At 64.9% G+C, this 24,031-nt stretch carries 24 protein-coding genes; 19 read left to right on the top strand and 5 right to left on the bottom strand.

Going from position 1 to position 24,031, the window contains the following annotated elements; all coding sequences use genetic code 11:
* Positions 1-130 precede the first annotated feature (130 nt).
* From FJ948_RS11810 to FJ948_RS11765, 10 genes are all read left to right on the top strand, one after another.
* Positions 131-799, top strand: coding sequence for a response regulator transcription factor (locus FJ948_RS11810; protein ID WP_140704489.1), 669 nt, complete (start codon positions 131-133; stop codon positions 797-799).
* Positions 800-878: 79 nt separating this feature from the next.
* On the top strand, positions 879-2,138 hold the full coding sequence (locus FJ948_RS11805; protein WP_140704487.1) for a flagellar hook protein FlgE: 1,260 nt from the start codon (positions 879-881) through the stop codon (positions 2,136-2,138).
* A 27-nt stretch (positions 2,139-2,165) separates the two neighbouring features.
* Positions 2,166-3,620: a flagellar hook-associated protein FlgK gene (flgK, locus tag FJ948_RS11800; RefSeq protein ID WP_140704485.1), complete on the top strand. Its 1,455-nt coding sequence runs from the start codon at positions 2,166-2,168 to the stop codon at positions 3,618-3,620.
* Positions 3,621-3,623: 3 nt separating this feature from the next.
* Positions 3,624-4,667: a flagellar hook-associated family protein gene (locus tag FJ948_RS11795; RefSeq protein ID WP_140704483.1), complete on the top strand. Its 1,044-nt coding sequence runs from the start codon at positions 3,624-3,626 to the stop codon at positions 4,665-4,667.
* A gap of 32 nt (positions 4,668-4,699) precedes the next feature.
* Positions 4,700-5,047, top strand: a complete 348-nt coding sequence (gene flaF, locus FJ948_RS11790; protein WP_140704481.1) for a flagellar biosynthesis regulator FlaF — start codon at positions 4,700-4,702, stop codon at positions 5,045-5,047.
* Entirely contained in the window at positions 5,044-5,487 is a 444-nt protein-coding gene (gene flbT, locus FJ948_RS11785) for a flagellar biosynthesis repressor FlbT (protein WP_140704479.1), read from the top strand. Before flaF ends, flbT begins: the two co-directional genes overlap by 4 nt.
* On the top strand, positions 5,487-5,894 hold the full coding sequence (gene flgD, locus FJ948_RS11780) for a flagellar hook assembly protein FlgD (RefSeq protein WP_140704477.1): 408 nt from the start codon (positions 5,487-5,489) through the stop codon (positions 5,892-5,894). Before flbT ends, flgD begins: the two co-directional genes overlap by 1 nt.
* 13 nt (positions 5,895-5,907) lie before the next feature.
* Positions 5,908-6,174, top strand: a complete 267-nt coding sequence (gene fliQ / locus FJ948_RS11775; protein WP_140704475.1) for a flagellar biosynthesis protein FliQ — start codon at positions 5,908-5,910, stop codon at positions 6,172-6,174.
* A gap of 188 nt (positions 6,175-6,362) precedes the next feature.
* Positions 6,363-8,231 carry an asparagine synthase (glutamine-hydrolyzing) gene (asnB, locus tag FJ948_RS11770; protein ID WP_140704473.1) on the top strand — a complete coding sequence of 623 codons (1,869 nt, stop codon included), beginning with the start codon at positions 6,363-6,365 and terminating at the stop codon, positions 8,229-8,231.
* Positions 8,232-8,426: 195 nt separating this feature from the next.
* Entirely contained in the window at positions 8,427-10,070 is a 1,644-nt protein-coding gene (locus FJ948_RS11765) for an MFS transporter (protein ID WP_140704471.1), read from the top strand.
* Between the two features lie 23 nt (positions 10,071-10,093).
* Here the strand turns inward: FJ948_RS11765 and FJ948_RS11760 are convergent, their stop codons facing one another.
* Together FJ948_RS11760 and FJ948_RS11755 are read right to left on the bottom strand one after the other, a co-directional pair.
* Positions 10,094-11,875 (bottom strand): chloride channel protein, encoded by a 1,782-nt coding sequence (locus FJ948_RS11760; protein ID WP_140704469.1) that lies wholly within the window; start codon positions 11,873-11,875, stop codon positions 10,094-10,096.
* Positions 11,876-12,072: 197 nt separating this feature from the next.
* On the bottom strand, positions 12,073-12,372 hold the full coding sequence (locus tag FJ948_RS11755) for a putative quinol monooxygenase (protein ID WP_140704467.1): 300 nt from the start codon (positions 12,370-12,372) through the stop codon (positions 12,073-12,075).
* Positions 12,373-12,486: 114 nt separating this feature from the next.
* Between FJ948_RS11755 and flhA the strand changes: the two genes are divergently transcribed.
* Genes flhA through FJ948_RS11740 form a run of 3 tightly spaced genes read left to right on the top strand, consistent with a single transcriptional unit; the run spans position 12,487 to position 15,705 of the window.
* The gene (flhA, locus tag FJ948_RS11750; RefSeq protein ID WP_140704465.1) at positions 12,487-14,574 is read left to right on the top strand and encodes a flagellar biosynthesis protein FlhA; all 2,088 of its coding nucleotides are present in this window, start codon (positions 12,487-12,489) and stop codon (positions 14,572-14,574) included.
* Positions 14,571-15,323, top strand: coding sequence for a flagellar biosynthetic protein FliR (gene fliR, locus FJ948_RS11745; protein WP_140704463.1), 753 nt, complete (start codon positions 14,571-14,573; stop codon positions 15,321-15,323). Before flhA ends, fliR begins: the two co-directional genes overlap by 4 nt.
* Position 15,324: 1 nt before the next feature.
* Positions 15,325-15,705, top strand: coding sequence for a hypothetical protein (locus FJ948_RS11740; protein ID WP_140704461.1), 381 nt, complete (start codon positions 15,325-15,327; stop codon positions 15,703-15,705).
* Between the two features lie 99 nt (positions 15,706-15,804).
* Here FJ948_RS11740 and FJ948_RS11735 read toward each other — a convergent pair whose 3' ends face one another.
* On the bottom strand, positions 15,805-16,800 hold the full coding sequence (locus tag FJ948_RS11735; protein WP_181173641.1) for a glycosyltransferase family 8 protein: 996 nt from the start codon (positions 16,798-16,800) through the stop codon (positions 15,805-15,807).
* 395 nt (positions 16,801-17,195) lie between these two features.
* Between FJ948_RS11735 and FJ948_RS11730 the strand changes: the two genes are divergently transcribed.
* The 4 genes from FJ948_RS11730 to FJ948_RS11715 all read left to right on the top strand — a co-directional run bounded on the left by FJ948_RS11730 (position 17,196) and on the right by FJ948_RS11715 (position 19,239).
* On the top strand, positions 17,196-17,768 hold the full coding sequence (locus FJ948_RS11730; RefSeq protein ID WP_181173640.1) for a rod-binding protein: 573 nt from the start codon (positions 17,196-17,198) through the stop codon (positions 17,766-17,768).
* Between the two features lie 13 nt (positions 17,769-17,781).
* Positions 17,782-18,207, top strand: a complete 426-nt coding sequence (locus FJ948_RS11725) for a hypothetical protein (RefSeq protein WP_140704457.1) — start codon at positions 17,782-17,784, stop codon at positions 18,205-18,207.
* A 29-nt stretch (positions 18,208-18,236) separates the two neighbouring features.
* Positions 18,237-18,758, top strand: a complete 522-nt coding sequence (locus FJ948_RS11720; RefSeq protein ID WP_140704455.1) for a hypothetical protein — start codon at positions 18,237-18,239, stop codon at positions 18,756-18,758.
* Between the two features lie 196 nt (positions 18,759-18,954).
* Complete coding sequence (locus FJ948_RS11715) at positions 18,955-19,239, top strand: SCP2 sterol-binding domain-containing protein (protein ID WP_140704453.1); 285 nt, start codon at positions 18,955-18,957, stop codon at positions 19,237-19,239.
* A 91-nt stretch (positions 19,240-19,330) separates the two neighbouring features.
* Here the strand turns inward: FJ948_RS11715 and FJ948_RS11710 are convergent, their stop codons facing one another.
* Together FJ948_RS11710 and odc2 are read right to left on the bottom strand one after the other, a co-directional pair.
* A complete protein-coding gene (locus FJ948_RS11710; RefSeq protein WP_140704451.1) occupies positions 19,331-19,900 on the bottom strand; it encodes an N-acetyltransferase in 570 nt (189 codons plus the stop codon).
* Positions 19,901-20,040: 140 nt separating this feature from the next.
* The gene (gene odc2 / locus FJ948_RS11705; protein WP_140704449.1) at positions 20,041-21,174 is read right to left on the bottom strand and encodes an ornithine/lysine decarboxylase; all 1,134 of its coding nucleotides are present in this window, start codon (positions 21,172-21,174) and stop codon (positions 20,041-20,043) included.
* Positions 21,175-21,716: 542 nt separating this feature from the next.
* Between odc2 and FJ948_RS11700 the strand changes: the two genes are divergently transcribed.
* Both FJ948_RS11700 and FJ948_RS11695 read left to right on the top strand, forming a co-directional pair.
* Complete coding sequence (locus FJ948_RS11700) at positions 21,717-22,913, top strand: amidase (RefSeq protein WP_140704447.1); 1,197 nt, start codon at positions 21,717-21,719, stop codon at positions 22,911-22,913.
* Between the two features lie 104 nt (positions 22,914-23,017).
* Positions 23,018-23,917, top strand: a complete 900-nt coding sequence (locus tag FJ948_RS11695) for a LysR family transcriptional regulator (protein ID WP_015315874.1) — start codon at positions 23,018-23,020, stop codon at positions 23,915-23,917.
* Positions 23,918-24,031: the final 114 nt, after the last annotated feature.

Here is a 24,031-nt window from a genome sequence, read left to right as displayed (position 1 = left end):
CGCTAATGCAACCGACACGATTCCAGACTCCCAAGAAACTAGTTACAAGAAATGACGGTTGTTCAGGATTCCCGCCAGCGGTTACGCCTTTCCCCACGGGGCAGATGAGCTGATTCGGAAGGCGGGGCCGATGATCGTTATCGTTGATGAGCGAGAGCTCGTAACAGCGGGCTATAATTCACTTTTCGACCGCGAGGGGATCGCCTGCGCCGGTTTCGCGCCGGGCGAATTCGGCGAGTGGGTCAACTCGGCCGCCGATACCGATCTGCGATCGGTGCGAGCCTTCCTGATCGGCGACTGCCGTGACGGCGCGATCTCGCCACGCCAGATCCGCGACCGCACCGGAGCTCCGGTCATCGCGCTCAGCGAGCAGCATTCGCTGGAAAACACGCTGCGGTTGTTCGAGAGCGGCGTCGACGACGTCATTCGCAAGCCGGTGCACATCCGAGAAATCCTTGCCCGCATCACCGCCATCCGCCGCCGCGCCAGCGAGGACGTCGCCTATACCGAGATCGGCGCCATGCGCATCTTCATGGACGGCCGCGATCCCGAGATCGACGGCCAGCCGCTGCCCTTGCCGCGCCGCGAACGCCGTATCCTGGAGTATCTGGCGAGCAACCGCGGCCGCCGCGTCACCAAGACCCAGGTATTCAACGCCATCTACGGGATCTTCGACGAAGAGGTCGAGGAGAACGTGGTGGAAAGCCACATCAGCAAATTGCGCAAGAAGCTGCGCGAGAAGCTGGGGACCGACCCGATCGATTCCAAGCGCTTCCTCGGCTACCGGCTCGTGTTCTGATGCGGTCCCGCGCCAGCCTCGCGCAAGACAGGACGCGTAGCCTCGAAGCCAGTGGCATGGATATTGCGGAGACATCTCGATGAGCCTCTACGGAATGATGCGGACCGGCGTTTCCGGCATGAACGCCCAGGCCAACCGCCTGTCGACAACCGCCGACAACATCGCGAACTCCGACACCACCGGCTACAAGCGGTCCTCGGCCGAGTTCTCAACCCTGATCATGCCGTCGACCGGCGGTGCCTATAACTCCGGCGGCGTCACCACGACGATCCGCCAGGCGGTCAGCGATCCGGGCGTGCTGCAATACACGACCTCGGTTTCCGACCTTGCCGTCAGCGGCGACGGCTTCTTTGTCGTCCAGGATCCGAGCGGCACGCCTTTCCTGACCCGCGCCGGCGCCTTCGTTCCCGACGCACAAGGCAGGCTGGTCAATGCCGCGGGCTTCCAGTTGATGGCCTACAGCTACGCCAACGGCACGCCGGCAGCGACGGTGAACGGCTTCGAAGGTCTGGAGCCGGTTGTCATCTCCGACCAGGGATTGACCGCAACCCCGAGCACCGCGGGTACTTTCAGCGGCAATCTGCCGGCGGGTGCGACACCGGTCCTCGCCGCCAACCTGCCCAGTGCCAACGCCGCCACCGCACAGTACACTCAGAAAACGTCGATGGTCGCCTATGACAACCTCGGCAACAAGAAGCTGCTCGACGTCTATTTCACCAATACCGGTGCCGGCACCTGGGAGGTAGCAGTCTTCGATCAGTCGAAGGCAACGCCTGGAACTGGTTTCCCCTATGCCGCCGGCGGCGCGCTCGGCTCGGCCAACCTGACCTTCGACACCACCACCGGCAAGCTCAGCGGCACCCCCACCGGCGTCACATTCACCGTGCCGGGCGGCGCCAGCCTCGATCTCGACCTGTCGAAGCTGACCCAGCTCGGGACCGGATTCACCGTTTCCGACGCTCAGGTCAACGGCAATGCGCCGAGCACCATCGACAAGATCCAGATCAGCAAGGATGGCACGATCTACGCCCAGTACAAGGACGGCACCTCCAAGCCGCTCTACAAGATTCCGCTGGCCGACGTGCAGAGCCCCGACCAGCTCAAGGCGCTGCCCGGCAACGTCTACGCGCAAGGCACCGATTCCGGTGCGATCCGTGTCGGCTTTGCCAATGAAGGCAAGGCCGGTTCGATCATCTCGGGAGCGCTCGAAAATTCCAACGTCGATATCGCCGAGGAATTGACCGACATGATCGCGGCACAGCGCAGCTACACCGCCAATTCGAAAGTCTTCCAGACCGGTTCCGACCTGATGGACGTCCTTGTCAACCTGAAGAGATAAACCGGGCTTCGCCCGTGAAAGACCAGCATGTCGCTTTCCTCCGCATTGAGTATCGCCCAATCGGCGCTTCTGGCCACCTCGCGGCAGACAAGCGTTGTCACGCGCAACGTCTCGGACGCCTCCAATCCGGACTATGCGCGCCGCATCGCCGTCGTCTCCAGTACGACGCCGGGCGCCCGGGTGGTCGATATCCAGCGCGTGACCAACGACCTGCTGTTTCGCCAGAACCTCGGCGCGTTGTCGGCCTATAGCGGCCAGAACGCGCTCTTCAGCGGCATGGATCAGCTGGACGTCGCGGTCAATGGCGTCGACAATGCGTCTTCGCCCTCGACCGCCATCGCCAATCTGCAGCAGCAGCTGCAGCTCTACGCCACCTCGCCGTCCAACCAAAATCTCGGCTCCACGGTCATCGACGCAGCAAGGCAGGTCGTGCGCTCCCTGAACGAAGGCTCCCAGGCCATTCAGGCTTTCCGCACCCAGACCGACGGTCAGATCGACACCGCGGTCAAGGACCTGAACTCACTGCTCGGCCAGTTCCAGGATGCCAACCAGGCCGTCATGTCCGGAACCCGTTCCGGCACGGATGTTTCCGACGCGCTCGATCAGCGCGACGCGCTGCTGAAGAAGATTGCCGACTATGTTCCGATCTCGACTTTCACGCGCGGCGACAATGACATGGTCATCACCACGGGTGACGGCACCACATTGTTCGAGACCATCCCGCGCACGGTGAGCTTCACGCCGTCGGCCGGCTATGCCGCCGGCGCGGCCGGCAACACCGTCTACATCGACAACGTGCCCGTCTCGGCGGGTGCCGGCGGCAACACCAGCGCCAGCGGCAAGCTTGCCGGCCTGCTGCAACTGCGCGACGGCGTCGCCTCGACCATGCAGGGCCAGCTCGACGAGACCGCGCGCGGCCTGATCACGGCCTTTGCCGAGACCGCGCCTTCGCTGCCCAACGCCGCCGGCCTCTTCACATGGCCCGGCGCGCCGGCCGTTCCGGCCGCGGGCACGCTGGTCAACGGCCTTGCCGGTTCGATCAGTATCAACGCGGCGATGGACCCCAGCGTGGGCGGCAATCCGACATTGCTGCGCGACGGCGGCGCCAACGGTGTTGCCTATGTCGCTAACACCGGTGGCGGGGCATCCTATTCCAGCCTTCTGGTTGCCTATGGCGACCGACTCGACCAGCCAATGACGTTCGATTCCGCCGCCGGGATTTCGGCGACGTCCAGCGTTTCCGACTATGCCGCCAATTCCATCGGCTGGCTCCAGGCCATGCGCCAGCAGGCGTCGACCGCGTCGGACGCCAAGGAAGCGCTGGCGCAGCGCAGCGCCGAGGCGCTGTCCAATGCCACCGGCGTCAATGTCGATCAGGAAATGTCGCTGATGCTCGATCTCGAACACACATACCAGGCATCGGCCCGGATGATGAAGACCGTTGACGATATGATGACGGCCCTGTTGAACGCGGTGGGATAATCCATGACCTCAGTTTCCTCGGCCGCCCTTACCAACGCCATGCGCTACCAGCAGATGCGCATGCAGGCGGACCTCGTCAAAGCCACCAAGGAATCCTCGACCGGCAAGGTCGCCGATGTCGGCCTGGCACTGGGCGGCCGCACGGCCCAGTCGGTCACCTTCTCGCGTGATCTCGACAGGCTGAACGTGGTCATCGATTCCAACGGGCTGGTCGCCGCCCGGCTTTCATCGACCCAGACCTCACTCGGCCAGCTCTCCAGTGTCGCGCAGACTTTCCTGTCCAGCCTCACAACCGCATCGTCTGGTGACAACTCCGACAGCCTGACCCAATCGACCGGCCAGACCGCGATCCAGCAGCTTGCCTCGATCCTCAACACGAGCGTCAACGGCGAATATCTGTTCGCCGGCACCAACACCGACGTCAAGCCGATCAACGATTTCACGGCGGCCGGCTCCCCGGCCAAGGCCGCCTTCGACGCTTCCTTCGTCGCCAAATTCGGCTTCACGCCAGCCGACCCGGCCGCAGCCAACATCACTGCCGCCCAGATGGACGACTTCATCACCAACGATGTCACGCCGCAGTTCCTCGGCGCGGGCTGGCAGGCCAACATGTCGAACGCGACCGACCAGCAGATCGTCAGCCGCATCGCGCTCAACGAAACCACCGCGACCTCGACCAGCGCCAACAGCGATGGTATCAAGAAACTCGCGATGGCGGCGGCAATGGTTTCGAGCCTGATGTCCACCAACATAAGCCAGGCGGCGAAAGACACGATCGTCAGCCGTTCACAATTGCTGGTCGGCGAGGCGCTGAGCGGCATCGGCCAGGTCCAATCCGAAACCGGCATCGTCCAGAAGCGCGTCTCCGACGCCAACGACCGCATGAAGACGCAGGTCGACCTGTTCGAGCGCCACATCCTCGATCTCGAGGCCGTGGATCCGGCGGAAGCCGCGACCCGCGTCGCCGATCTGACGCAGCATATCGAGACGTCCTTCGCTCTGACGGCGCGCCTGCAGCAGCTCAGCCTGTTGAATTACCTGACCTGAAAGCACTCTGAACCGGAACGGTAGAGCCAACGATGTACCAATTCTCCTACGCCGACGTCCAAAGCACCTCCGTCACGGACGCCAAGGACCGTGAGCGCGAGCTCCTGACGCGCTCGATCGACATGCTGTCGGCCGCCGCGGCGGCCGGGCAGGATTCGATGGAGGCCGTGGAAGCACTGCATTTCACCAACCGCGTCTGGACGGTCTTCGTCGAGGATCTTGGCTCCAGCGACAATGCGCTGCCCAAGGAATTGCGTGCCAACCTGATTTCCATCGGCCTGTGGCTGCTGCGCGAGGCCGAGGACATCCGCCAGGGCCGCACCGACAATTTCGAGGGGCTGATCGAAGTATCCCAGATCATCCGCGACGGCATTCAATGACCAACACGCTGAAGATATCGCTGAAGCCCAACGAGAAGATCTACATCAACGGCGCGGTCATTCGCGTCGATCGTAAGGTCACCGTCGAGCTGATGAACGACGTGCAATTCCTGCTCGAGAACCATGTCATCCAGGCCGACGAAGCGTCGACGCCATTGCGGCAGCTCTATTTCATCGTCCAGGTCATGCTGATGAACCCTGCCGGCGCCGATGAAGCGCGCGAGATGTTCCGCCGCTCGCTACCGCTGCTGATTGCAAGTTTCGAGGACGCCGAGATTGGCGGCGCGCTCAAACAGATCGACCGCATGGTCGGCGAGGATCACATCTACGAGGCCCTGAAGGCGATCCGCGCGCTTTACCCTCTCGAGCGCCGCGCGCTTGGCGGCAATGACGAAGTTCCGGGCGCCGCGCGCCCGCTGGCCGTGGGAGCACGATACTGATGACCGTGGACATGACGACGACGATACCGGCTGGCACCAACCAGACCACCACGCAGACCGCCAAGACCGCGGTCGACTACAATTCGTTCCTGAAACTTCTGATCGCCGAGATGAAGAACCAGGATCCGACCAAGCCGATGGATTCGACGCAGTACGTCGCCCAGCTCGCCACCTTCTCGCAGGTCGAGCAATCGGTGCAGACCAACACCAAGCTCGACCAGATCATGCAGTCGTCGGCGCTGTCGCAGGCCGACGCTCTCATAGGCCGCAACATTACCTCGGCCGATGGCAAGATCACGGGCACGGTGGCGTCGGTCACGCTTGGCAGCAACGGACTGATCGCTGTGCTGCAGGATGGCACCACGGTCCCCGTCGGCGCGGGCGTATCGATCAAGCCGGCGAGCTAGGCCAACCGCCCACATGAATGAGGCCGACGCTCTCGACATCGTCCAGTACGCGGTGTGGACGGTGCTTACCGCGTCCGCTCCGGTGGTGCTGGTCGCCATGGCGGTCGGCATCGGCATCGCCTTGCTCCAGGCGTTGACGCAGGTCCAGGAAATCACCTTGACTTTCGTGCCCAAGATCGTCGCCATCATGCTGGTGGTGGCGCTTACGGGTCCCTTCATCGGCGGCCAGATATCGGCCTTCACCAATGTCATCTTCGAGCGTATCCAGAACGGCTTCTGAGCAAGTCCAGAAAAACTACGCGACGGCCTTCCGTCCAGTCTCGCGCCCGGATGGAATGCAGCTTGCGGGCCGCCGCGTTGCGGCTAGAGTGCCGCTCCATGATCCGGCGAATTGCCAGGCGGACATAGCGGTGTTGTCTCGATGATGTCTCACGGATTTCTGGACCACGCCGGACCGGCCGGCACGCCATGTGCGGCATAGCCGGCGTTTGGCGCAAGCGTGATCCGATCAGCGGCGGCGACATCGCCGACGTCGCCCGCATGATGCAGGCGCTGGCCCATCGCGGGCCCGACGACCATGCCAGCTGGAACGACAGCCGGCTGGCGCTCGGTCACCGGCGGCTCTCGATCATCGATCTGTCCGCGCAGGCGCGCGAGCCGATGCTCACCGCCTGTGGCCAAGGCGTGCTGGTCTACAATGGCGAGGTCTACAATTATCGCTTGCTGCGGGACGCGCTGGAAGCCGAAGGCCGACGGTTCCGGACGGTCTCGGATACCGAGGTGGTTCTCGAAGCACTGCACCACTGGGGCCCGGACAAGGCCATCCCGATGTTCGACGGTATGTTCGCCATCGCCTATTTCGACGCCCGTGCCGGCGCCCTGTGGCTCGCGCGCGACCGTCTCGGCATCAAGCCGATGTCGGTGGCCGAGATGGGTGATCGGATCCTGTTCGCCTCCGAGGACAAGGCGATCCTCGCCTGCGACGGCGTCGCGCGGAGCGTCGATGCGCGCGAGATCACCTTGCGCCTGGCCTGGCAGAGCCGTGACTCCTGCTCCAGCCTGTTCCAGGGCATGGAGCGGCTGCCGCCGGCGGGCCTGTGGAAGATCAGCGATGCCGGCATTGAGAAGCGCTGTTTCTGGCATGTCCTCGATGTGCTCGACGCCGCCCGCATCGTCGGCGACACGGCCAGCGACGCCGACCACATGGCGACGCTGGAAACGCTGATCGAGGACAGCGTCGGGCTCCATTGCATCGCCGATACCAGCCTTGCCGCCGCCTGCAGCGGCGGCGTCGATTCCGGCCTCGTCACCACGCTGGCCAAACGGTTCAGGCCGGAGATGACAGCCTATGTCGTCGATCCCGGCATTGGCCACAGCGAAGCTAATGACGCCCAGCGCACCGCCAGCCACGCCCAGGTGCCGCTGAACAGGGTGCCGGTCGACAAGGACCGGTTCCTCGACCTCTGGCCGAAGACCATCTGGCATTTGGAAAGCGATGGTTGGCATGCAAGCCATGTCTGCCTGCTCGCGCTCGCCGAGCAGTGCCGGGCCGACGGCATCAAGGTGCTGTTGACCGGTGAAGGCGCCGACGAACTGTTTGGCGGCTACGACTGGCAGGAAGCCAGCCTGAAAGTGTGGCGGGCCTGGTCCTGGCCGAGACGGCTGTTTGTTTCGAAGCGCAACCTGACCCGAAAATTCGAGCGCCAGCGTCATGCCCCCTTCCGCACATCGATCGCAGGTGGCCATGCCTGGGATCGCAACATCGTGCTCAGGGCGCTTTCGCCGGAATTGAATTTCCTTCAGGCAAGGATCTTCGACCGGCTGGAGCCAGTCACGCCGCTTGGCGACCGCGCCTTCCTCGGCTGCTGCCTTCACGACATGTATTCGCATCTCCAGGATCTGCTGAACCGGCATGACCGGCTGAGCATGGCGGCCTCGGTGGAACTCAGGGTGCCGTTCCTCGAGAACCGGCTGATCGACTTCGCGATCCATCTGCCCCGGCGACACAAATACCGCCAGAGGCAGGGAAAGTGGCTCTTGAAGAAGGTAGCGGAAAAACACATTCCGCTTCAGAACGTGAAGGCGAGGAAGAACGGTTTCCAGGTATCGGCGAACTTCACCGCCGGCACGGAGACCCTGTTGCATGGCGGCTATCTGCGCGATGCGATGAAGTGGCCGGCATCTTCGGTCGCGGATCTGGTCGACCTGGCCAGGCGCGACCAGGCCTCGCGGCTTCGATTGGTGGGAATGGAGCTTTTCCTGCGTCTGCATGCCGGCGGTCAATCCACCGGGCATCTGACCGAAGCACTGCATGCGGCCGTCGCCGAGACGCGGTGAAACGACACGCTGGGCGCCAGGGCGGCAAAGCGGTTTGCGATGGCGGCGAAAGCGTGGCCCTTCGCTATCCCCTTGTTGGACCATGATCTTCCTTGCAAGGCATTCGCCCTTTGTGCGGCGATGCCATAGTTTCGGCAAATCATGCGGGGAAACCGATCCCCGCAAGGATCAGCACGCCGTGGCAGGAATCCACCCATGAGTGACGAAAAGCCGGATAGCGAAAGCGTCTCGGCGCTGGCGCCGTTCCGGCATGGCATCTTCCGCGCGGTCTGGGGCGCGAGTCTCGTCTCCAATTTCGGCGGCCTGATCCAGGGTGTCGGCGCCGCCTGGATGATGACCACCATCGCCACCTCGCCCTATCAGGTCGCCCTGGTCCAGGCCTCGACCACCTTGCCGATCATGCTGTTCGCGCTCGTGGCCGGCGCCATCGCCGACAGTTTCGACCGCCGCAAGGTGATGCTGGTCGCGCAGACCTTCATGCTGGTCGTCTCGGTGCTGCTGACGGTATTCACCTACTACGACTTGCTCACGCCCTGGACGCTTCTGGCCTTCACTTTCCTGATCGACAGCGGCACGGCGCTCAACAGCCCGTCCTGGCAGGCTTCCGTCGGCGACATGGTTCCGCGCGACAAGGTGCCCGCCGCCGTCGCGTTGAACTCGATGGGCTTCAACCTGACGCGCAGCGTCGGCCCGGCGATCGGCGGCATCATCGTCGCGGCCGCCGGCGCGGCGGCCGCCTTTGCGGCGAACGCCATCAGCTATATCGGCCTGATCGTGGTGATGGCGCGCTGGAAGCGGGAGGTGCCGGTCTCGACCTTGCCGCGCGAGTCGCTGGGGGCGGCCATGGGTGCTGGCCTGCGTTACGTCGCCATGTCGCCCAACATCGGCAAGGTGCTGGTCAGGGGCGCCGCCTTCGGCTTCAGCGCCGGCGCGGTGCTGGCGCTGCTGCCGCTGGTGGCCCGCGACGTCGTCAAGGGCGACGCGCTCACCTACGGCGTCATGCTGGGCGCCTTCGGCATCGGCGCCGTCGGCGGCGCGTTGATCAGCGTGCGGCTGCGGCAACTGCTCTCCAGCGAGACGATGGTTCGCTGCGCCTTCGCCGGGTTCGCGCTGTGCGCCTTCAACGCCGCGATCAGCCAGCATGCCTGGCAGACCTCGCTCGGCCTGCTCATCGGCGGCGCCTGCTGGGTGATCGCGCTATCCCATTTCAACGTCACCGTCCAGATGGCGACCCCGCGCTGGGTGGTCGGCCGGGTTCTGTCGGTCTACCAGACCGCCACCTTCGGCGGCATCGCGCTGGGCAGCTGGATCTGGGGTGTCGTCGCCGACGCGCATGGCGCCGAGACCGCGCTGATCGCGGCTGCCGTCGCCATGCTGGCCGGCGGCGCCATCGGCCTCCTGCTGCCGCTGCCGCAGCAGCAGGTCCTCAACCTCGACCCGCTCAACCGCTTCAAGGAACCGCACCTGGCGCTCGACCTGAAGCCGCGCAGCGGTCCGATCGCCATCATGATCGAATATGTGATCCGGCACGAGGACGAGGCGGAATTCCTCGCCACCATGGCCGAACGCGGCCGCATCCGCCGCCGTGACGGGGCCCGCAACTGGACGTTGGCGCGCGATCTCGAAAATCCCACGATATGGATCGAGCACTACCACACGCCGACCTGGCTCGAATATGTCAGGCACAATGGCCGTATCACCCAGGCCGATGCCATGGTCGGCGAACGCTTGCGGGCGCTGCACTCGGGCGACGAGCCGCCGCGCGTGCGCCGCGTGATCGAGCGCCCGACGACCGCCGGCACGGCGCTGGTGCCGGCGAAGGGACCGATCGAGCATTGACGCGTTCGGAGACCGCGGGCGCCCTACCCCTCGCCCGACAGATCCCGGCGCGCCTTTTCGAGTTCCTCGGCATAGCGCCGCATCAAATGGCCCTCGGTCAGCAGCCCGAGCACGATGTGGTCGGCGAAATCCTCGACCACGGCCAGTTCCTCCGCCCCGGCGCGCTGGAAGGTCTCCGCGGCGGCCTGCACGTTCATGCTGGGCACCAGAACGGCATCCTTGTACTGGGCAAGATCGCGCACCGGCACCTCGCCTCCGGAGGGATCGCTGTGCAGTTCGGCCACGATCAGCACGCCGACATACTCATCCCCCGGGTCGACCGCGATCACGCGCTGGGCCGAACCCAGCGGGAACTCCTTGCGGAAGGCGGCCAGCGTCGTCGAGGCATCGACGGTCTTGATGTCCTCGCGCATCATCGAGCCGACGGTAAGGCTGCGCATCCAGCCGACGTCGTGGGCGCTGCGGATGGTCTCGCCGCGCAGATGGAAGCGCCAGGTCGAGAACGAATAGCCGAAGGTCTCGCGCACCAGGATCGCCGCCATGATCGAGGCCGCCAGCACCACGCCGGTGAGCGTCAGGTCGCGGGTCGATTCCAGCGCCAGGAAGGTCATGGTCAGCGGACCGCCGACGACGCCGACAGCGAGCGACGTCATGCCGACGACGGCGGCGACGGAAGGGTCGATGCCGGTCGCCGGCGAGACCAGCGCCATGACGCCGGCAAACGCCTTGCCAAGCAGCGCGCCGAGAAACAGCGAGGCGAAGAACAGTCCGCCGCGAAAGCCCGAGCCCAGCGAGATGGCGGACGCCGCCAGCTTCAACACGAACACGCTCGCCACCACCGCCAGCCCATAATTCATGGCGAACTCGCGATGCAGCGCGCCGTGGCCGCTGGACAGGACCTGCGGCGTGATCAGCCCCAGCAGCCCGACCAGGACACCGCCGATGACGGGGCGCAGCGAGGCATCGACCGACAGCCTGTTGAAACCGCGTTCGATCAGCGTCACCAGTTGCATGATGGCGATCGAGGCCGCTCCGCCCAGCAGACCGAGCAGCAGGAACGGCACATACTGGCTGGCGGTGAGCTGCGGCAGCCCTGCAAGCTCGAGCGGGAACGGCACGCCGCCGAAAACCTCGGCAGTCAGCGACGCCGAGATGGCCGCGGTCATGACGGGCGCGACATTGGCGACCGAGTAGATTCCGATGACAAGTTCGAAACCATAGAAGGCGCCGGTCAGCGGCGCGTCGAAGGCCGCCGCGATGGCGCCGGCGGCGCCGCAGCCGACCAGGATGCGGACATCGTTGCGGCGCAGCCGGAAGGCACGCGCCAGCCGTGAGGCGACGCCGGAGCCGACCTGCGTATAGCCGGCCTCCAGGCCGACCGAGGCGCCGAAGCCGCTGGAGATCATCGTCTGGACGACGATGATGAAGGTATCGGTCAGCGACATGCGCCCGCCATAGAGGGCGTTGGCCTCGATCGGGTCGACCGGCGTGCGGAATTTGCGGATCCTCAGCCAGACCACCGATATCCCGAGCAGGACGCCGCCGATCGCCGGGACCAGCGCCTGCATCGGATTGGCGAGCGAGAACATGCCCGACAGCCGGCCGCCTGGCTGGACGCCGAACAGCAATCCGTGCAGGTCCTGTACGATCTGGCTCATCGCTGTGACCAGTATACCCGCCGCGACGCCGACAATGCCCGCCAGGATCACCACGGCGATGCCGCGCGCCTCGAGCAGAGGGACTGATCTCAGAAGCACCGCGCGCAGCCGGCGGGCGTAAACTTGCGGTTGGGTCCTGGAAAGCACCGGGGCGGCTCGCCGATATCAAAAGGCAACGGTAGACCCGCCTGATACGCCGGGCGGCACGGCGTGACAACCACAATGCCGACATCGAAGGCGCCAATTTGGCCGCGAACCGTTCGATCCGGCTTTCTCCGCCTCCAGTGCCGACGGCTGCCCGCCAGTTGCGACGCCCACCGATCCGGCGCCGGACGTCGGCCCACTCAGGTCGGCATGGGCTCGCCAGCCTCGTAGAGCACCAGATTGCGCTCGCCGATACCGAGCCCCGGCCAGCTCGCGCGCCAGTCGGCAAGATGCGGCGCGCGGAAATGCGCATCGAGCGCAATCCTGTCGCTCCACACTTCGGTGACCCGGATCAGGCCAGGTTCGAAGACATCCTGCGCATAGGAATATTCGAGGCAGCCGGGCTCGGCGCGACTGGCCGAGACCATGCGTTCCATCACGGGCCTTGCCTCGTCGAGCCTGTCGGGCGGCAGGCGGATCGTGCCGATGATCAGGAGCATGGAGTATCCTTCGCCAGAGAATCGAGCCCGCACTCTCCCACCCTCGCGCAAGCTTGGCCAGCTACCCTCGCCGGGCTGTCGCATGCTCGGCAGCCCATGGGTTCGAGGACGAGAATGGCGATCAGCGAAAGCATCCAGCCCGGCGCGGTGGCCAAGAACGGCCGCGACGTCTTCTTCGCGCTCGGCATCGTCATCATCCTGGCTGTGCTGTTCCTGCCGATCCCGGCCTTTCTCATCGACGTCGGGCTGGCCTTCTCGATCGCGCTGTCGGTGCTGATCCTGATGGTGGCGCTGTGGATCCAGCGGCCGCTCGATTTCTCGTCGTTCCCGACCGTGCTGCTCATCGCCACCATGCTGCGCCTGTCGCTCAACATCGCCACCACGCGCATGATCCTGTCGCATGGCAATGAGGGCACGCACGCCGCCGGCTATGTCATCGCCGGCTTCTCCAAGCTGGTCATGGCCTCGGACTTCGTCATCGGCCTCATCGTCTTCATGATCCTGATCGTGGTGAACTTCATCGTCATCACCAAGGGCGCCACGCGTATCGCCGAAGTCGGCGCACGCTTCACCCTCGACGCCATTCCCGGCAAGCAGATGTCCATCGACGCCGACCTCTCGGCCGGCATGATCGACGACAAGACCGCGCAGTTGCGCCGGCGCGAACTGGAAGAGGAATCCTCTTTCTTCGGCTCGATGGACGGCGCCTCGAAATTCGTCCGCGGCGACGCCATCGCCGGCCTGATCATCACCGCCATCAACATCGTCGGCGGCATCGCCATCGGCTACATCAGGCACAATATGGGCATGGGCGAAGCCGCCGACGTGTTCATCAAGCTGTCGGTCGGCGACGGTCTCGTCACCCAGATCCCGGCACTCATCGTCTCGCTCGCCGCCGGTCTGCTCGTCTCCAAGGGTGGCACGCGCGGCTCGACCAACCAGGCCGTGTTCGGCCAGCTCGGCGCCCACCCGCGCGCGCTCTACGTGGCGGCCGCACTGCTGGTGCTGCTCGGCCTGATGCCCGGTCTGCCGCTGTTCCCGTTCTTCGCGCTGGCCGCCGGCATGGCCGGCCTCGGCTACGTCATCCCGATGCGCCACAACCGCGCGGTCGCCGAGGCCGAGGCATTGAAGAGCCAGGAGAAGGCGACCAAGGCCGAGGAGGAGAAGAATTCGGTCAAGGCCTCGCTCGCCACCGCCGAGATCGAACTTCTGATCGGCAAGCAGCTTTCGACCCGCCTCCTGGTCTCGCATCAGGAACTGGTCTTCCGCATGTCCAAGATGCGCAAGAAATTCGCCCAGCAATACGGCTTCGTCGTGCCGGAAGTCCGCGTCGCCGACGACTTCGCCATCCCGCCGAAAAGCTACCAGATCAAGGTGCACGGCACCGTGGTCGCCGAATATTCGATGCGCGTCGGCGAGATCATGGTGCTGCTCGGCAACCGCGACATACCCGAGATCCCGGGTGAGGAAATTCGCGAGCCGGCCTTCGGCATGCGCGCCTATTCCGTCATGGAAACCTTCGCCGAGGATCTGAAGCGCGAGAACTTCACCTTCGCCGACAACATGTCGGTGCTGCTCACCCACCTCTCGGAAGTCATCCGCAACAACCTGCCGCAGCTCCTGTCCTACAAGGACATGAAGGCGCTGCTCGAACGCCAGGACCAGGAATACCGCAAGCTCGCCGACGAGATCTGCACCACCCACATCTCCTATCCCGGCCTGCAGGCGGTGCTGAAGCTGCTGCTGGCCGAACGCGTCTCGATCCGCAACCTGCATCTGATCATCGAGGCCATCGCCGAGATCGCGCCGCATGTGCGTCGCACCGAGCAGATCGTCGAGCATGTGCGCATCCGCATGGCCCAGCAGATCTGCGGCGACCTCTCGGAAGGCGGCGTGCTCAAGGTGCTGCGCCTCGGCAACCGCTGGGACCTTGCCTTCCACCAGAGCCTCAAGCGCGACGCCAAGGGCGAGGTGCGCGAATTCGACATCGATCCGCGCCAGCTGGAAGAGTTCGGCCAGGACGCCACCAAGGCGATCAAGAAGCACCTCGAAGCCGGCGAGCGTTTCGTGCTCGTGACCGCGCCCGACGCGCGCCCCTATGTGCGCATGATCATCGAGCGCCTGTTCACCACGCTGCCGGTGCTCTCCCATGTCGAAATCGCCAAGGGCGTCGAGATCAGGGTGCTCGGGACGATATCGTGAACATTCTCTCGCAGGCGGTCGTCATCGCGGCGTTCCTTGCCTTCTGCCGCATCGGCGCTTGCTTCATGCTGATGCCGGGCCTGTCCAGCGCCCGCGTGCCGGTGCAGGTCAGGCTGTTCGTCGCGGTCGCCGCCACCGGGGGCCTGCTCGCCTTCCTGTGGGACAAGATCTTTCCCTTCGTCGATCCGCGTCCACAGGTCCTGGTGCCGATGATCATCTCGGAGCTGCTGGTCGGCGGGCTGATCGGCGCCATGACCAGGCTCTACATGGAAGCGCTGCGCTTCATGGGCTCGGCCATCGCCATGCTGATCGGTTATGGCGGCTCCGGCGGACCGGCGATCGAGGAGCCGGAACCGCAAGCGGCGCTCGCCGCCATCATTTCGTTCTCGGCGCTGTTGATGCTGTTCGTCTTCGACTTCGACCACGAGATCGTGCGTGCCCTGGTGACGTCCTACACGGTCGCGCCGGTCAACGTCTTCTTCAACCCGCAGGCGGCCCTCGTCGACATCACCGACACCGTGTCGGATACGTTCTTCCTGGTCATCCGCCTCGGCAGCCCGTTCGTCGCCTACGCCATTCTGGTCAATCTGACGATCGGCTTCGTCAACAAGCTGACGCCGCAGATCCCGATCTATTTCATTTCCCAGCCCTTCGTGATGGCCGGCGGCATGCTGATCTTCTATTTCGCCGTCGGCACCATGCTGTCGCTGTTCGTCGACGGCTTCGTCAACCTCACGCTGGCGAGGTGACATGAGCACGCGCAAGGATCGCCTGAAGAAACTGGTCAAGGTGCAGGAACAGCTGAAGGCCCTGCACGAGACCCGCCACGCCACCTTCGTGGCGGCGGCAAACGCCGCCGAGACCGAAGCCCGCGAATTGATCGGCTATTTCGACCAGGACGATTCCCTCTCCGGCCTGTTCCCCGACCTGTATCATCGCCGCATCGCCCAGGCCGCCCTGCGCCAGGAGGCAAGCCTGGAAAGCGCCAGGCAGGAAGCCGGCCTCATCGCCGCCGCCACCGCCCGCACCAACATGGTGGAGCGTGCCTACAAGGACGTGCGCAACCGCGACGAGCGCGAGAGATCGGACCGCGAGCGGCTGGACCTGATCGCGCAGAAGCGGCAGGAATAGCCGCGGCGATTGAGCCCACGCCCCGCAAGTGTCCTCAAAGGTCGCTGCCGCCATTCATCGAGACAACGACCACCCCGCGATGGAAGCGACCCCGCGCCTTTATTGTGTGGAACTCGATGAGAGCAGCTTTGCGCGCAGGCGCCTGCGTTCTCTCCGGATCGCCCCACACGCCGACGCGACCGCTGTCGCGAGCAGCAGCCTGACCCAGCTCAGGCCCCAGAGCGGCGAGGTACGGATCGCCGCGCGCCACCAGCGACGGTAATCGGGAATGTCGACAAGACTGTCCCATGGTTTGCTGGCGCCGGAGAAATGCAACAGCCAGGGATCGCGGCGCTGCAGTGCCGCGGCGGCCATATCGACATAGTGCCGGCGTGGCTCCCGCTCCAGCAGCCAGACCATGGTGTTCCAGCGCGGATCCAGCAGGGCAACGCGGCCTCGGAGCAGCAGATTTATAGCGTCCTGATCACGCCAGCGGAACCTGTGCGGATGGTCGAGCACGAGTTGGCCCGCTCGCTCGCCGAACCGTTCGCGGCGAAGGGCGGCAAGGTCCAGCAACAGCATCCCGGAATTGACATAGGTGAAGTCGTCAGGGTCCCAGCCGAGCGCGTCGCGGACATGGAGCACATGGTCGGGGCGGCCGGTTGCCGCCTCCTCGGCCAGCGCCGCATGCAGGCCCAAATCCCGGACGGCACCGGCCACGGCGCCACCAAGATCGGTAGCGAGCAGCGGCCGGATGTCGGCCACCGCCAGGATATCCGCGTCGAGATAGAGAACGCGATCCAGGTCGGGAAGGAACTCGCCGAGTTGCAGCCGCAGCAACGCCGCGGGCGTGACGTGATCGAAGCGCGCCATGTCGCGAAACCGGTTCTCGACGTACCGCACGAACACACGATGCGGACCCACTCGCAGCCTTTCCAGGCGCCGGGAGCGACGGCTGGGTGGCGCGTCATGAAATACGTGAAACGTCAGCGGTGGCCCGGGCGAGAGATGCGCCAGCACCGAAGCAATCGTTACGGCCGCTTGGTCGACATTTCCGCCGTCGACACAAAGGGCGACGCTGAGACAGGTGGGGGCGACGCTGAGACAGGTGGTCATCTTGATCCGCCTCATATTCCTGACAGACGCCGCTGCCCTTGTGCCTTACGGCCGATCGGGAGCGGTCAGATAGCGCTTCTTACCACCGGCGAGCGTGCCGACGGCATATGCCTGCGAGCAGCATATGCCGCGATCTCTACTGGTGACATCGGAAGCGCCGCAAGCCTAATCGATAGTGGCACCAATTTATTTGCGCCGTGGGCGCAAAAGCTGCCGAGGTCACCGGCAAGGCGGCCGAGACCAGCATCAGCCAGGCCAACAGCGCAACGGGAAGCGGGCCGCGTCGCTGGCTCCCCGCGTCTGGCTTGAGTCAAGCAGCCCACCCCCCGCAAGCCTGCCACAAGCTTGTTGAGGCATGGTCCTGGCTAAGGAAAACCGGCAAAAGGCGGACTTTCTTGGCGATTTCTCCACCCAGCGACATCGTGATGGATGTCGCCCGAGCCGCGGAACCGGCTGATATCGAGGCTGCGCGCGCCGCGCTGACCAGGCGTGCGGGCGGCGTTGCCGGCACGTTTTCGGTCGACAGCGCGGCTTCGGTCGATGCCGGCTCGATCCTGTCGCGGGCGACGGCTGACAAGGCCGCCGCGACGGCCGACCCGGCCAAGAAGTTCAAGAAGTTCGAGGCGATGGTCCTTCAGACCTTCATCCAGAACATGCTGCCCAAGGACACCGAGGGCGTCTACGGCACGGGTCTCGCCGGCGACATGTGGAAATCGCAGCTCGCCGAGCGCGTCGCCGACGTCATGGCCGACCGCGGCGGCATCGGCATCGCCAAGTCGCTGCTCGCCGACCACTACATGGACGGCAAGCGCAAGGTTCCGATCGGCCCGGTTTCGAATGGGCCGGAAAAGACCGAGATCGATCAGCAGACCCGTCTGTCCACCTCGCTCGTCCAGGAACTGCAGCGCAAGGCCGCCAGGTCGATGACCGGCGACGAGACAACCATAAAAACAGACATCAAGATCTAGGACTGGGAAACACATGGCCGACTCTTCGGAATTCACCGCCAAGCTGCCCGCGCGCACGACCGCGTCGGACGCTCCGACCCCTTTCGCGCGGCCTGGAAACCTTGCCGCCATCATCGGCCGCATCGAGGAGGTGGTCGAGGAAGAAACCGCCGGCATCCGCAACGACACCAGCTATGACCTCAAGGCGTCGAACGCCCGCAAGAGCCGCTATCTCTACGAGCTGACCCGGGCCATGAAGGGCGGCAGCGAAGCGGAATTCCTCGAGCAGCACCGCGAGGGCCTGACCCGGCTGCGCCAGAAGCTGGCGAAGAACGAGGCCGCGATCCTGGCGCACCTGAGCGCCGTCAACGAGGTCGCCAGCCTGCTGCGCAGCGCCATCCAGCGCGCCGAGACCGATGGCACCTACTCCGCCGGCGAGTTCGGCAGGATGAAGGGTTAGGGCGCGGCGATGCCGGGCTCGGGTTCAAAATGATCAAAGTCATCGCCATAGCGGTCTGGATCTGCGCCGCCACGCTCGGCGCGGTGTTCTATTCGTTCCAGGCCGCCGGTGAACAGGGCGTCGGCGAGAAACCCAAGCCGATGCTGGGCGGGCTGGACTACGTCAAGACCGACATCATTTCGGTGCCGCTGATCCACGATTCGAAGATCGACGGCTACTTCCTGGCCAAGCTCGTCTACACCGTCGAGCCGGAACAGATAAAGAAGCTGTCGATCCCCGCCGAGGCGCTGATTACGGACGAGGTCTACAGCTATCTCTACGCCCATCCCCAGATCGACTTCACCAAGAAGGCAACGGTCGACCTCGATGCCTTTCGCGCGGCGATCCGCGACACCGTCAACACCCGCGTCGGCGCAACCCTGGTGCATGAAGTGCTGATCGATCAGATCAATTTCCTGAGCAAGGATGAGATCCGCGACAATTGGCTGCGCCGCCGGCAGGAGTCCGCCGCCACGGCGCCCGAGACGCCAAAGCCGGTCAGCGCGCATTGAGCCATCGGCCCGGCGCTGGTGGTCCCGATGGCAGCCGGCGTCCGAGACAATTCCTGCAATTCGCGTTGACGTAAACGTCAATCCAAAGCTATATGCGGCAGCGATCATGATCGCCAGTGATGTCGCATGGACTTCGGCTGGGCCGAAGTACCGTCGCGTGACGATGCAGCAGATGCAACCAGACAGGGAGAACAGCGTGAGCGTTCAGGATATTGCCGAGAAGATCAAGTCGCGCGTGGCCAGCAGCGGCTTCGACCGTTCCGTGAAGTTCGACACCGGCAGCGACGGCGTCATCGTCATCGACGGCGCGACCGTCTCGACCACGGACGCTCCCACCGACTGCACCATCAAGCTGTCGCTCGACGATCTGGAGTCGCTGATCGCGGGCGACCTGAACCCGACCATGGCGTTCATGACCGGCAAGATAAAGGTCGAAGGCGACATGACTGTCGCCATGGCTCTGAGCCAGTTGATCGGCTGAACGGACGTCGCCGCCAGAAGCGGCTTTGAGATGACAAAACGCCGCCTTTCCGAGGCGGCGTTTTGTTTGCATGGCGGTCGAGCTTGAAGCCTCACGCAGCCAGCGTCGGCGCCTGCCCCTTGAGCTTGCGGCCGGACGCCTTCAGCGTGCCCTTGGCGCCGTCGAGGGCGCCTTCCACCAGTTCCAGCGCCAGCAGGCGGTGCCGCTCGTAAGGTCCAGGCATGGCGAGCGCACCGGTCCTGGCGGCCGAAAACCCGAAGCGCCCATAGTAAGGCGCGTCGCCGACCAGCAGGATCGCGGCGTGGCCGAGGCGCCCGGCCTCCGCGATCGCATGACGCATCAGCGCCGAGCCGATGCCGGCGCTCTTGAGCGAGGGATCGACGGCGAGCGGGCCGAGCAGCAGCGCCGCCGAACCGCCCTCGCCCAGCGTGACGTCCCATAGCCGCACCGTGCCGGCCACGCCGCCCGACCCATCGCGCGCGACGAAGGCAAGGCCTTCCGAGGGCCTACGGCCGCGCCGTAGCTTCTCCGAGGACTTGGTCTTGCGCTTCGGCCCCATGGCGCGATCGAGCAAGGCTTCGCGCGCCGCCACGTCGGCAACGGCTTCGGCGACCATGGCGAAAGCCGGCGCATGAGCTACGATTTCAACTGACATTTCCATTTCCGCAATCCCTGGCGAGCGGAGATCTGTTCCACAAGCGAAGCCGGGCGGACGACAAGCGCCCGCGCCGGATGACCTGACCGGTTCTCAGCGCATTTTCAGGCGAAGTGGTGGCCGAAAACGCGCGGAAAAAAGAACCGTCAGATCACGTAGGATCGGAGAGGCTCGAAGCCGTTGAAGGCGACCGCCGAGTAGGTGGTCGTGTAGGCTCCGGTGCCTTCGATCAGCACTTCGTCGCCGATGGTCAGCGACAAAGGCAGCGGATAGGGCGTCTTCTCGTACATCACGTCGGCCGAATCGCAGGTCGGGCCGGCGAGCACGCAAGGTGCCGTCTCCGAGCCGTCATGGCGAGTGACCAGCGGGTAGCGGATCGCCTCGTCCATCGTCTCGGCGAGACCGCCGAACTTGCCGATGTCGAGGAACACCCAGCGCACATTGTCGTTGTCGGCCTTCTTCGAGATCAGCACGACTTCCGACTTGATGACGCCGGCATTGCCGACCATGCCGCGGCCCGGCTCGATGATGGTCTCGGGCAGCGCATTGCCGAAATGCTTGCGCAGCGCCGAGAAGATCGCCTGGCCGTAGGCCTGCGCCACCGGCACGTCCTTCAGGTAACGGGTCGGGAAGCCGCCGCCCATATTGACCATCTTGAGCACGATGCCTTCCTCGGCCAGCGTCGCGAACACCTTCTTGGCATCGCCCAGCGCGCGGTCCCAGGCGGTCAGGTCCGTCTGCTGCGAGCCGACATGGAACGACACGCCATAGGCGTCGAGGCCGAGGCCCTTGGCATGGCGCAGCACGTCGACGGCCATCGCGGGCACGCAGCCGAACTTGCGCGACAGCGGCCATTCGGCGCCTTCGCCATCGGTCAAAACGCGGCAGAACACGCGGGAGCCTGGAGCGACGCGGGCGATCTTCTCGACCTCCTCGACGCAATCGACCGCGAACAGCCTGATGCCGAGCTGGTAGGCGCGTGCGATGTCACGCTCCTTCTTGATGGTGTTGCCGAAGGAGATGCGGTCCGCCGGCGCACCGGCGTCCATCGCCATCTCGACTTCGGCAACGGAAGCGGTGTCGAAGGACGAGCCCATCGCAGCAAGGAGGCGCAGGATCTCCGGCGCCGGGTTTGCTTTCACCGCGTAGTAGATCTTGGAATCGGGCAGAGCCTTCTCGAAGGCGCGGAAATTGTCGCGCACGACATCGAGGTCGACGACGAGGCAGGGGCCGGACGGACGTCGGGTGGCGAGGAAGTCGAGGATACGCTGGGTGGCCATCGGGTTTCTCCATCACGCCTTTCGGCGCGCGCAAGGGTGCGGACGCGGGCTGTCGGCCTCGCGAACACGCGGTCAAACAAAGGCGGGACGGAAGTTCAATGGAACCAGCCGGTGGAGACCCCGGAACCATGAAACGCCGTCTCGCGGCGATGAACCTTGGCCTTGCCCGGCTTCGGTTCGCTTTGTCTGCCTTGGCTTGGATTGGGAGAACCCCGTTCCGCACTGCCGGCAATGAAGGTGTGCCTCTTCAGTAACCCCGGTCTTTGGACAACCGGCAGAGAACCAGAAAGGCCCGCACCGTCGTTGCTTCAAGGTGTCCTCGGTCTGGCGGTTGGCCGCTAAACCGACTGGAGGGGTTGGCTCCAGTTACCTTACCGATTTCCCTCACCATTCGAGGATCGGCGGACACCCACAGGCACGTGCGACTTTGGGCAAGCGCGATATAGGGGCGAAGCATTTCACAATCAATAAAAATCGTATCCCAGGTTGTAAAATTTCTGGCATCGAACAATGTTGGCGCGACCGTATCCGGATATCGAACGATGACAGGCACGCACGGCCCCCTCCACGCCTTCCTCGACCTTCGCCGGATGCCGGTGGCGCATGCAGAACTTGGCCCGCTGGCCGGGCTGCGGCTGGCGGTCAAGGACATTTACGACGTTGCCGGCTACCGCACCGGTTGCGGCAATTTGCAGAAATTCGCCGGAAGCCATGCCGCTTCGCGCACGGCACCCACCGTGCAGACGATTCTCGACGCCGGTGCGCGTTTCATCGGCAAGACCCAGACCGACGAGCTCGCCTTCGCTTTGTTCGGCCAGAACGCGCATTTTCCGTTTCCGGTGAATCCCGCGGCACCCGACCGTGTCACCGGCGGTTCGTCGTCGGGGTCGGCGGCGGCGGTAGCGGGCAGGCTGGCCGACATCGCCACGGGGTCCGACACCGGGGGTTCGATCCGCGCGCCGGCGAGTTTCTGCGGGCTGATTGGGCTGCGCACCACCCATGGCCGCATTTCCCTCGACGGCACCATGCGGCTGGCGCCGAGCTTCGACACGTTCGGCTGGTTCGCCGACGACATCGAGACCTACGAGACCGTCGGCAAGCTGCTGCTTGGCCGCGACCCGCATCAACATTCCCTGGACCGCCCGCTCTCGCTCGCCTGGCTGGACGAAATGGTCGCCCGCCCGGCGCTCGCCGAATATGCGGAAATGAAGGCGCTGGCGAGCGCGGTGTTCGGCGTGCCGGCGATGCCGACGACGCGCTTCAGCTCCTCCCCGGACGAACTCTACTGGTGCTTTCGCCGGCTGCAGGCCAGGGAAGCCTGGGCGGTGCATGGCGATTGGATCACCGGCGGCGAGCGCGACCTCGGACCCGGCGTCGAGGAGCGTTTCGGCTTCGGCCGCGTCGTCGACGACCGCACGGCCCAGGCCGAGAAAGTGCGTCGGCTGACGTTCCGCGGCGAACTGAACGCCTTGCTCGGCAAGGACGGCTTCCTGGTCCTGCCGACGGTGCCGGGCCCCGCGCCCTACGTCGACAGCACGCCGGAGCAGTTCCAGGCCTATCGCGAGCGCGCCTTGCATCTCCTGTGCCTGGCCGGGCTCTCCGGCTTCCCGCAAATCACCTTGCCGATCGGCTCGGTCGCCGGCGCTCCGTTCGGCCTGTCGCTGCTTGGCCCTTCCGGCAGCGACATTGCCCTGATACGGCTCGGCCGGAAACTTCTAATGCATGTCGCGCAAAAGTGACCTCGGTTTTGCGACAACGACATGCATCAAACAACACCCAAAGCGCGTCGCATGAATTCGTTTCGACGCGCCGCGCTTTGGACGCAGCACAAAAGGCCTGAACCATGGACACATTGACCCGCATGCGTGCCTTCATCGACGTCGTCGAGGCCGAGGGCTTTTCGGCGGCGGCGCGCAAGATCGGCCGCTCCAAGGCGCTGCTGTCGAAATATGTGCGCGAACTGGAGGACGAGCTCGGCGCGCTGCTGCTGAACCGCACGACGCGCCAGTTCTCGATGACCGAGGCCGGCCATACCTACTACCGCCGCGCCTCGGAGATCGTGCGCGAAGTCGACAGCCTGGCCGATGCCGTGCGCGAATCTTCCGGCGACGTGCGCGGCCGGATCAAGCTGTCGGCGCCACGCACCTTCGCCGACGCGCCGATCGGCCAGTCGCTGATCGACTTCGCCAAGCAGTATCCCGACATCGTGCTCGACATCCAGCTCGACGACCGCTTCGTCGATCTGGTCGAGGAAGGCTTCGACCTCGCCGTGCGCATCTCGCGCCTGGAGAACTCGTCGCTGATCGCCAGAAGGCTGGCGCCGTTTTCGATCAAGCTGTGCGGCTCTCCCGAACTGATCGCCAAGCATGGCATGCCGACGCGGCCGCAGGATCTCGGCCACATGCCCTGCATCGTCGACACCAATGGCCGCGGCCTGAACAACTGGCCGTTCAAGGGCGACAATGGCGATCCGGTGAGTATTGCCGTGTCGGGCCCGATCGAGGTCAACAGCCCGATGGCGGCCCGCGCCGCGGCCTTGTCGGGGCTGGGATTTTGCATCCTGCCGGATTTCATCGCCGCGCCCGACCTCAAGAGCGGCCAATTGGTGGCGGTGCTCGACGACCGCATCCTGTCGGGCGGCGGCATCTTCGCAGTCTATCCGCATCGCCGTTACCTGCCGGCGAAGGTGCGCGTTTTCGTCGACTTCCTGGTGCAGTGGTTCAGGACGCGCGAAAGCGCCTGAACTGCCTCAGCCCTGGAGGTGCGTCGCGCCGCGATGCGCTTTGAATCCTGGTCGCGTCCGGTCGTTGCATCGGAACAGCCGCGCACTTTTGGGTGACATGTGCCGACAGTCCCA

Source organism: Mesorhizobium sp. B2-3-12 (assembly GCF_006442205.1).
In the GTDB taxonomy this organism is placed as follows: Bacteria; Pseudomonadota; Alphaproteobacteria; order Rhizobiales; family Rhizobiaceae; genus Mesorhizobium.
The sequence above is the reverse complement of the archived record's forward strand: the minus strand, read 5'-3'. Positions and strand labels throughout refer to the sequence as shown.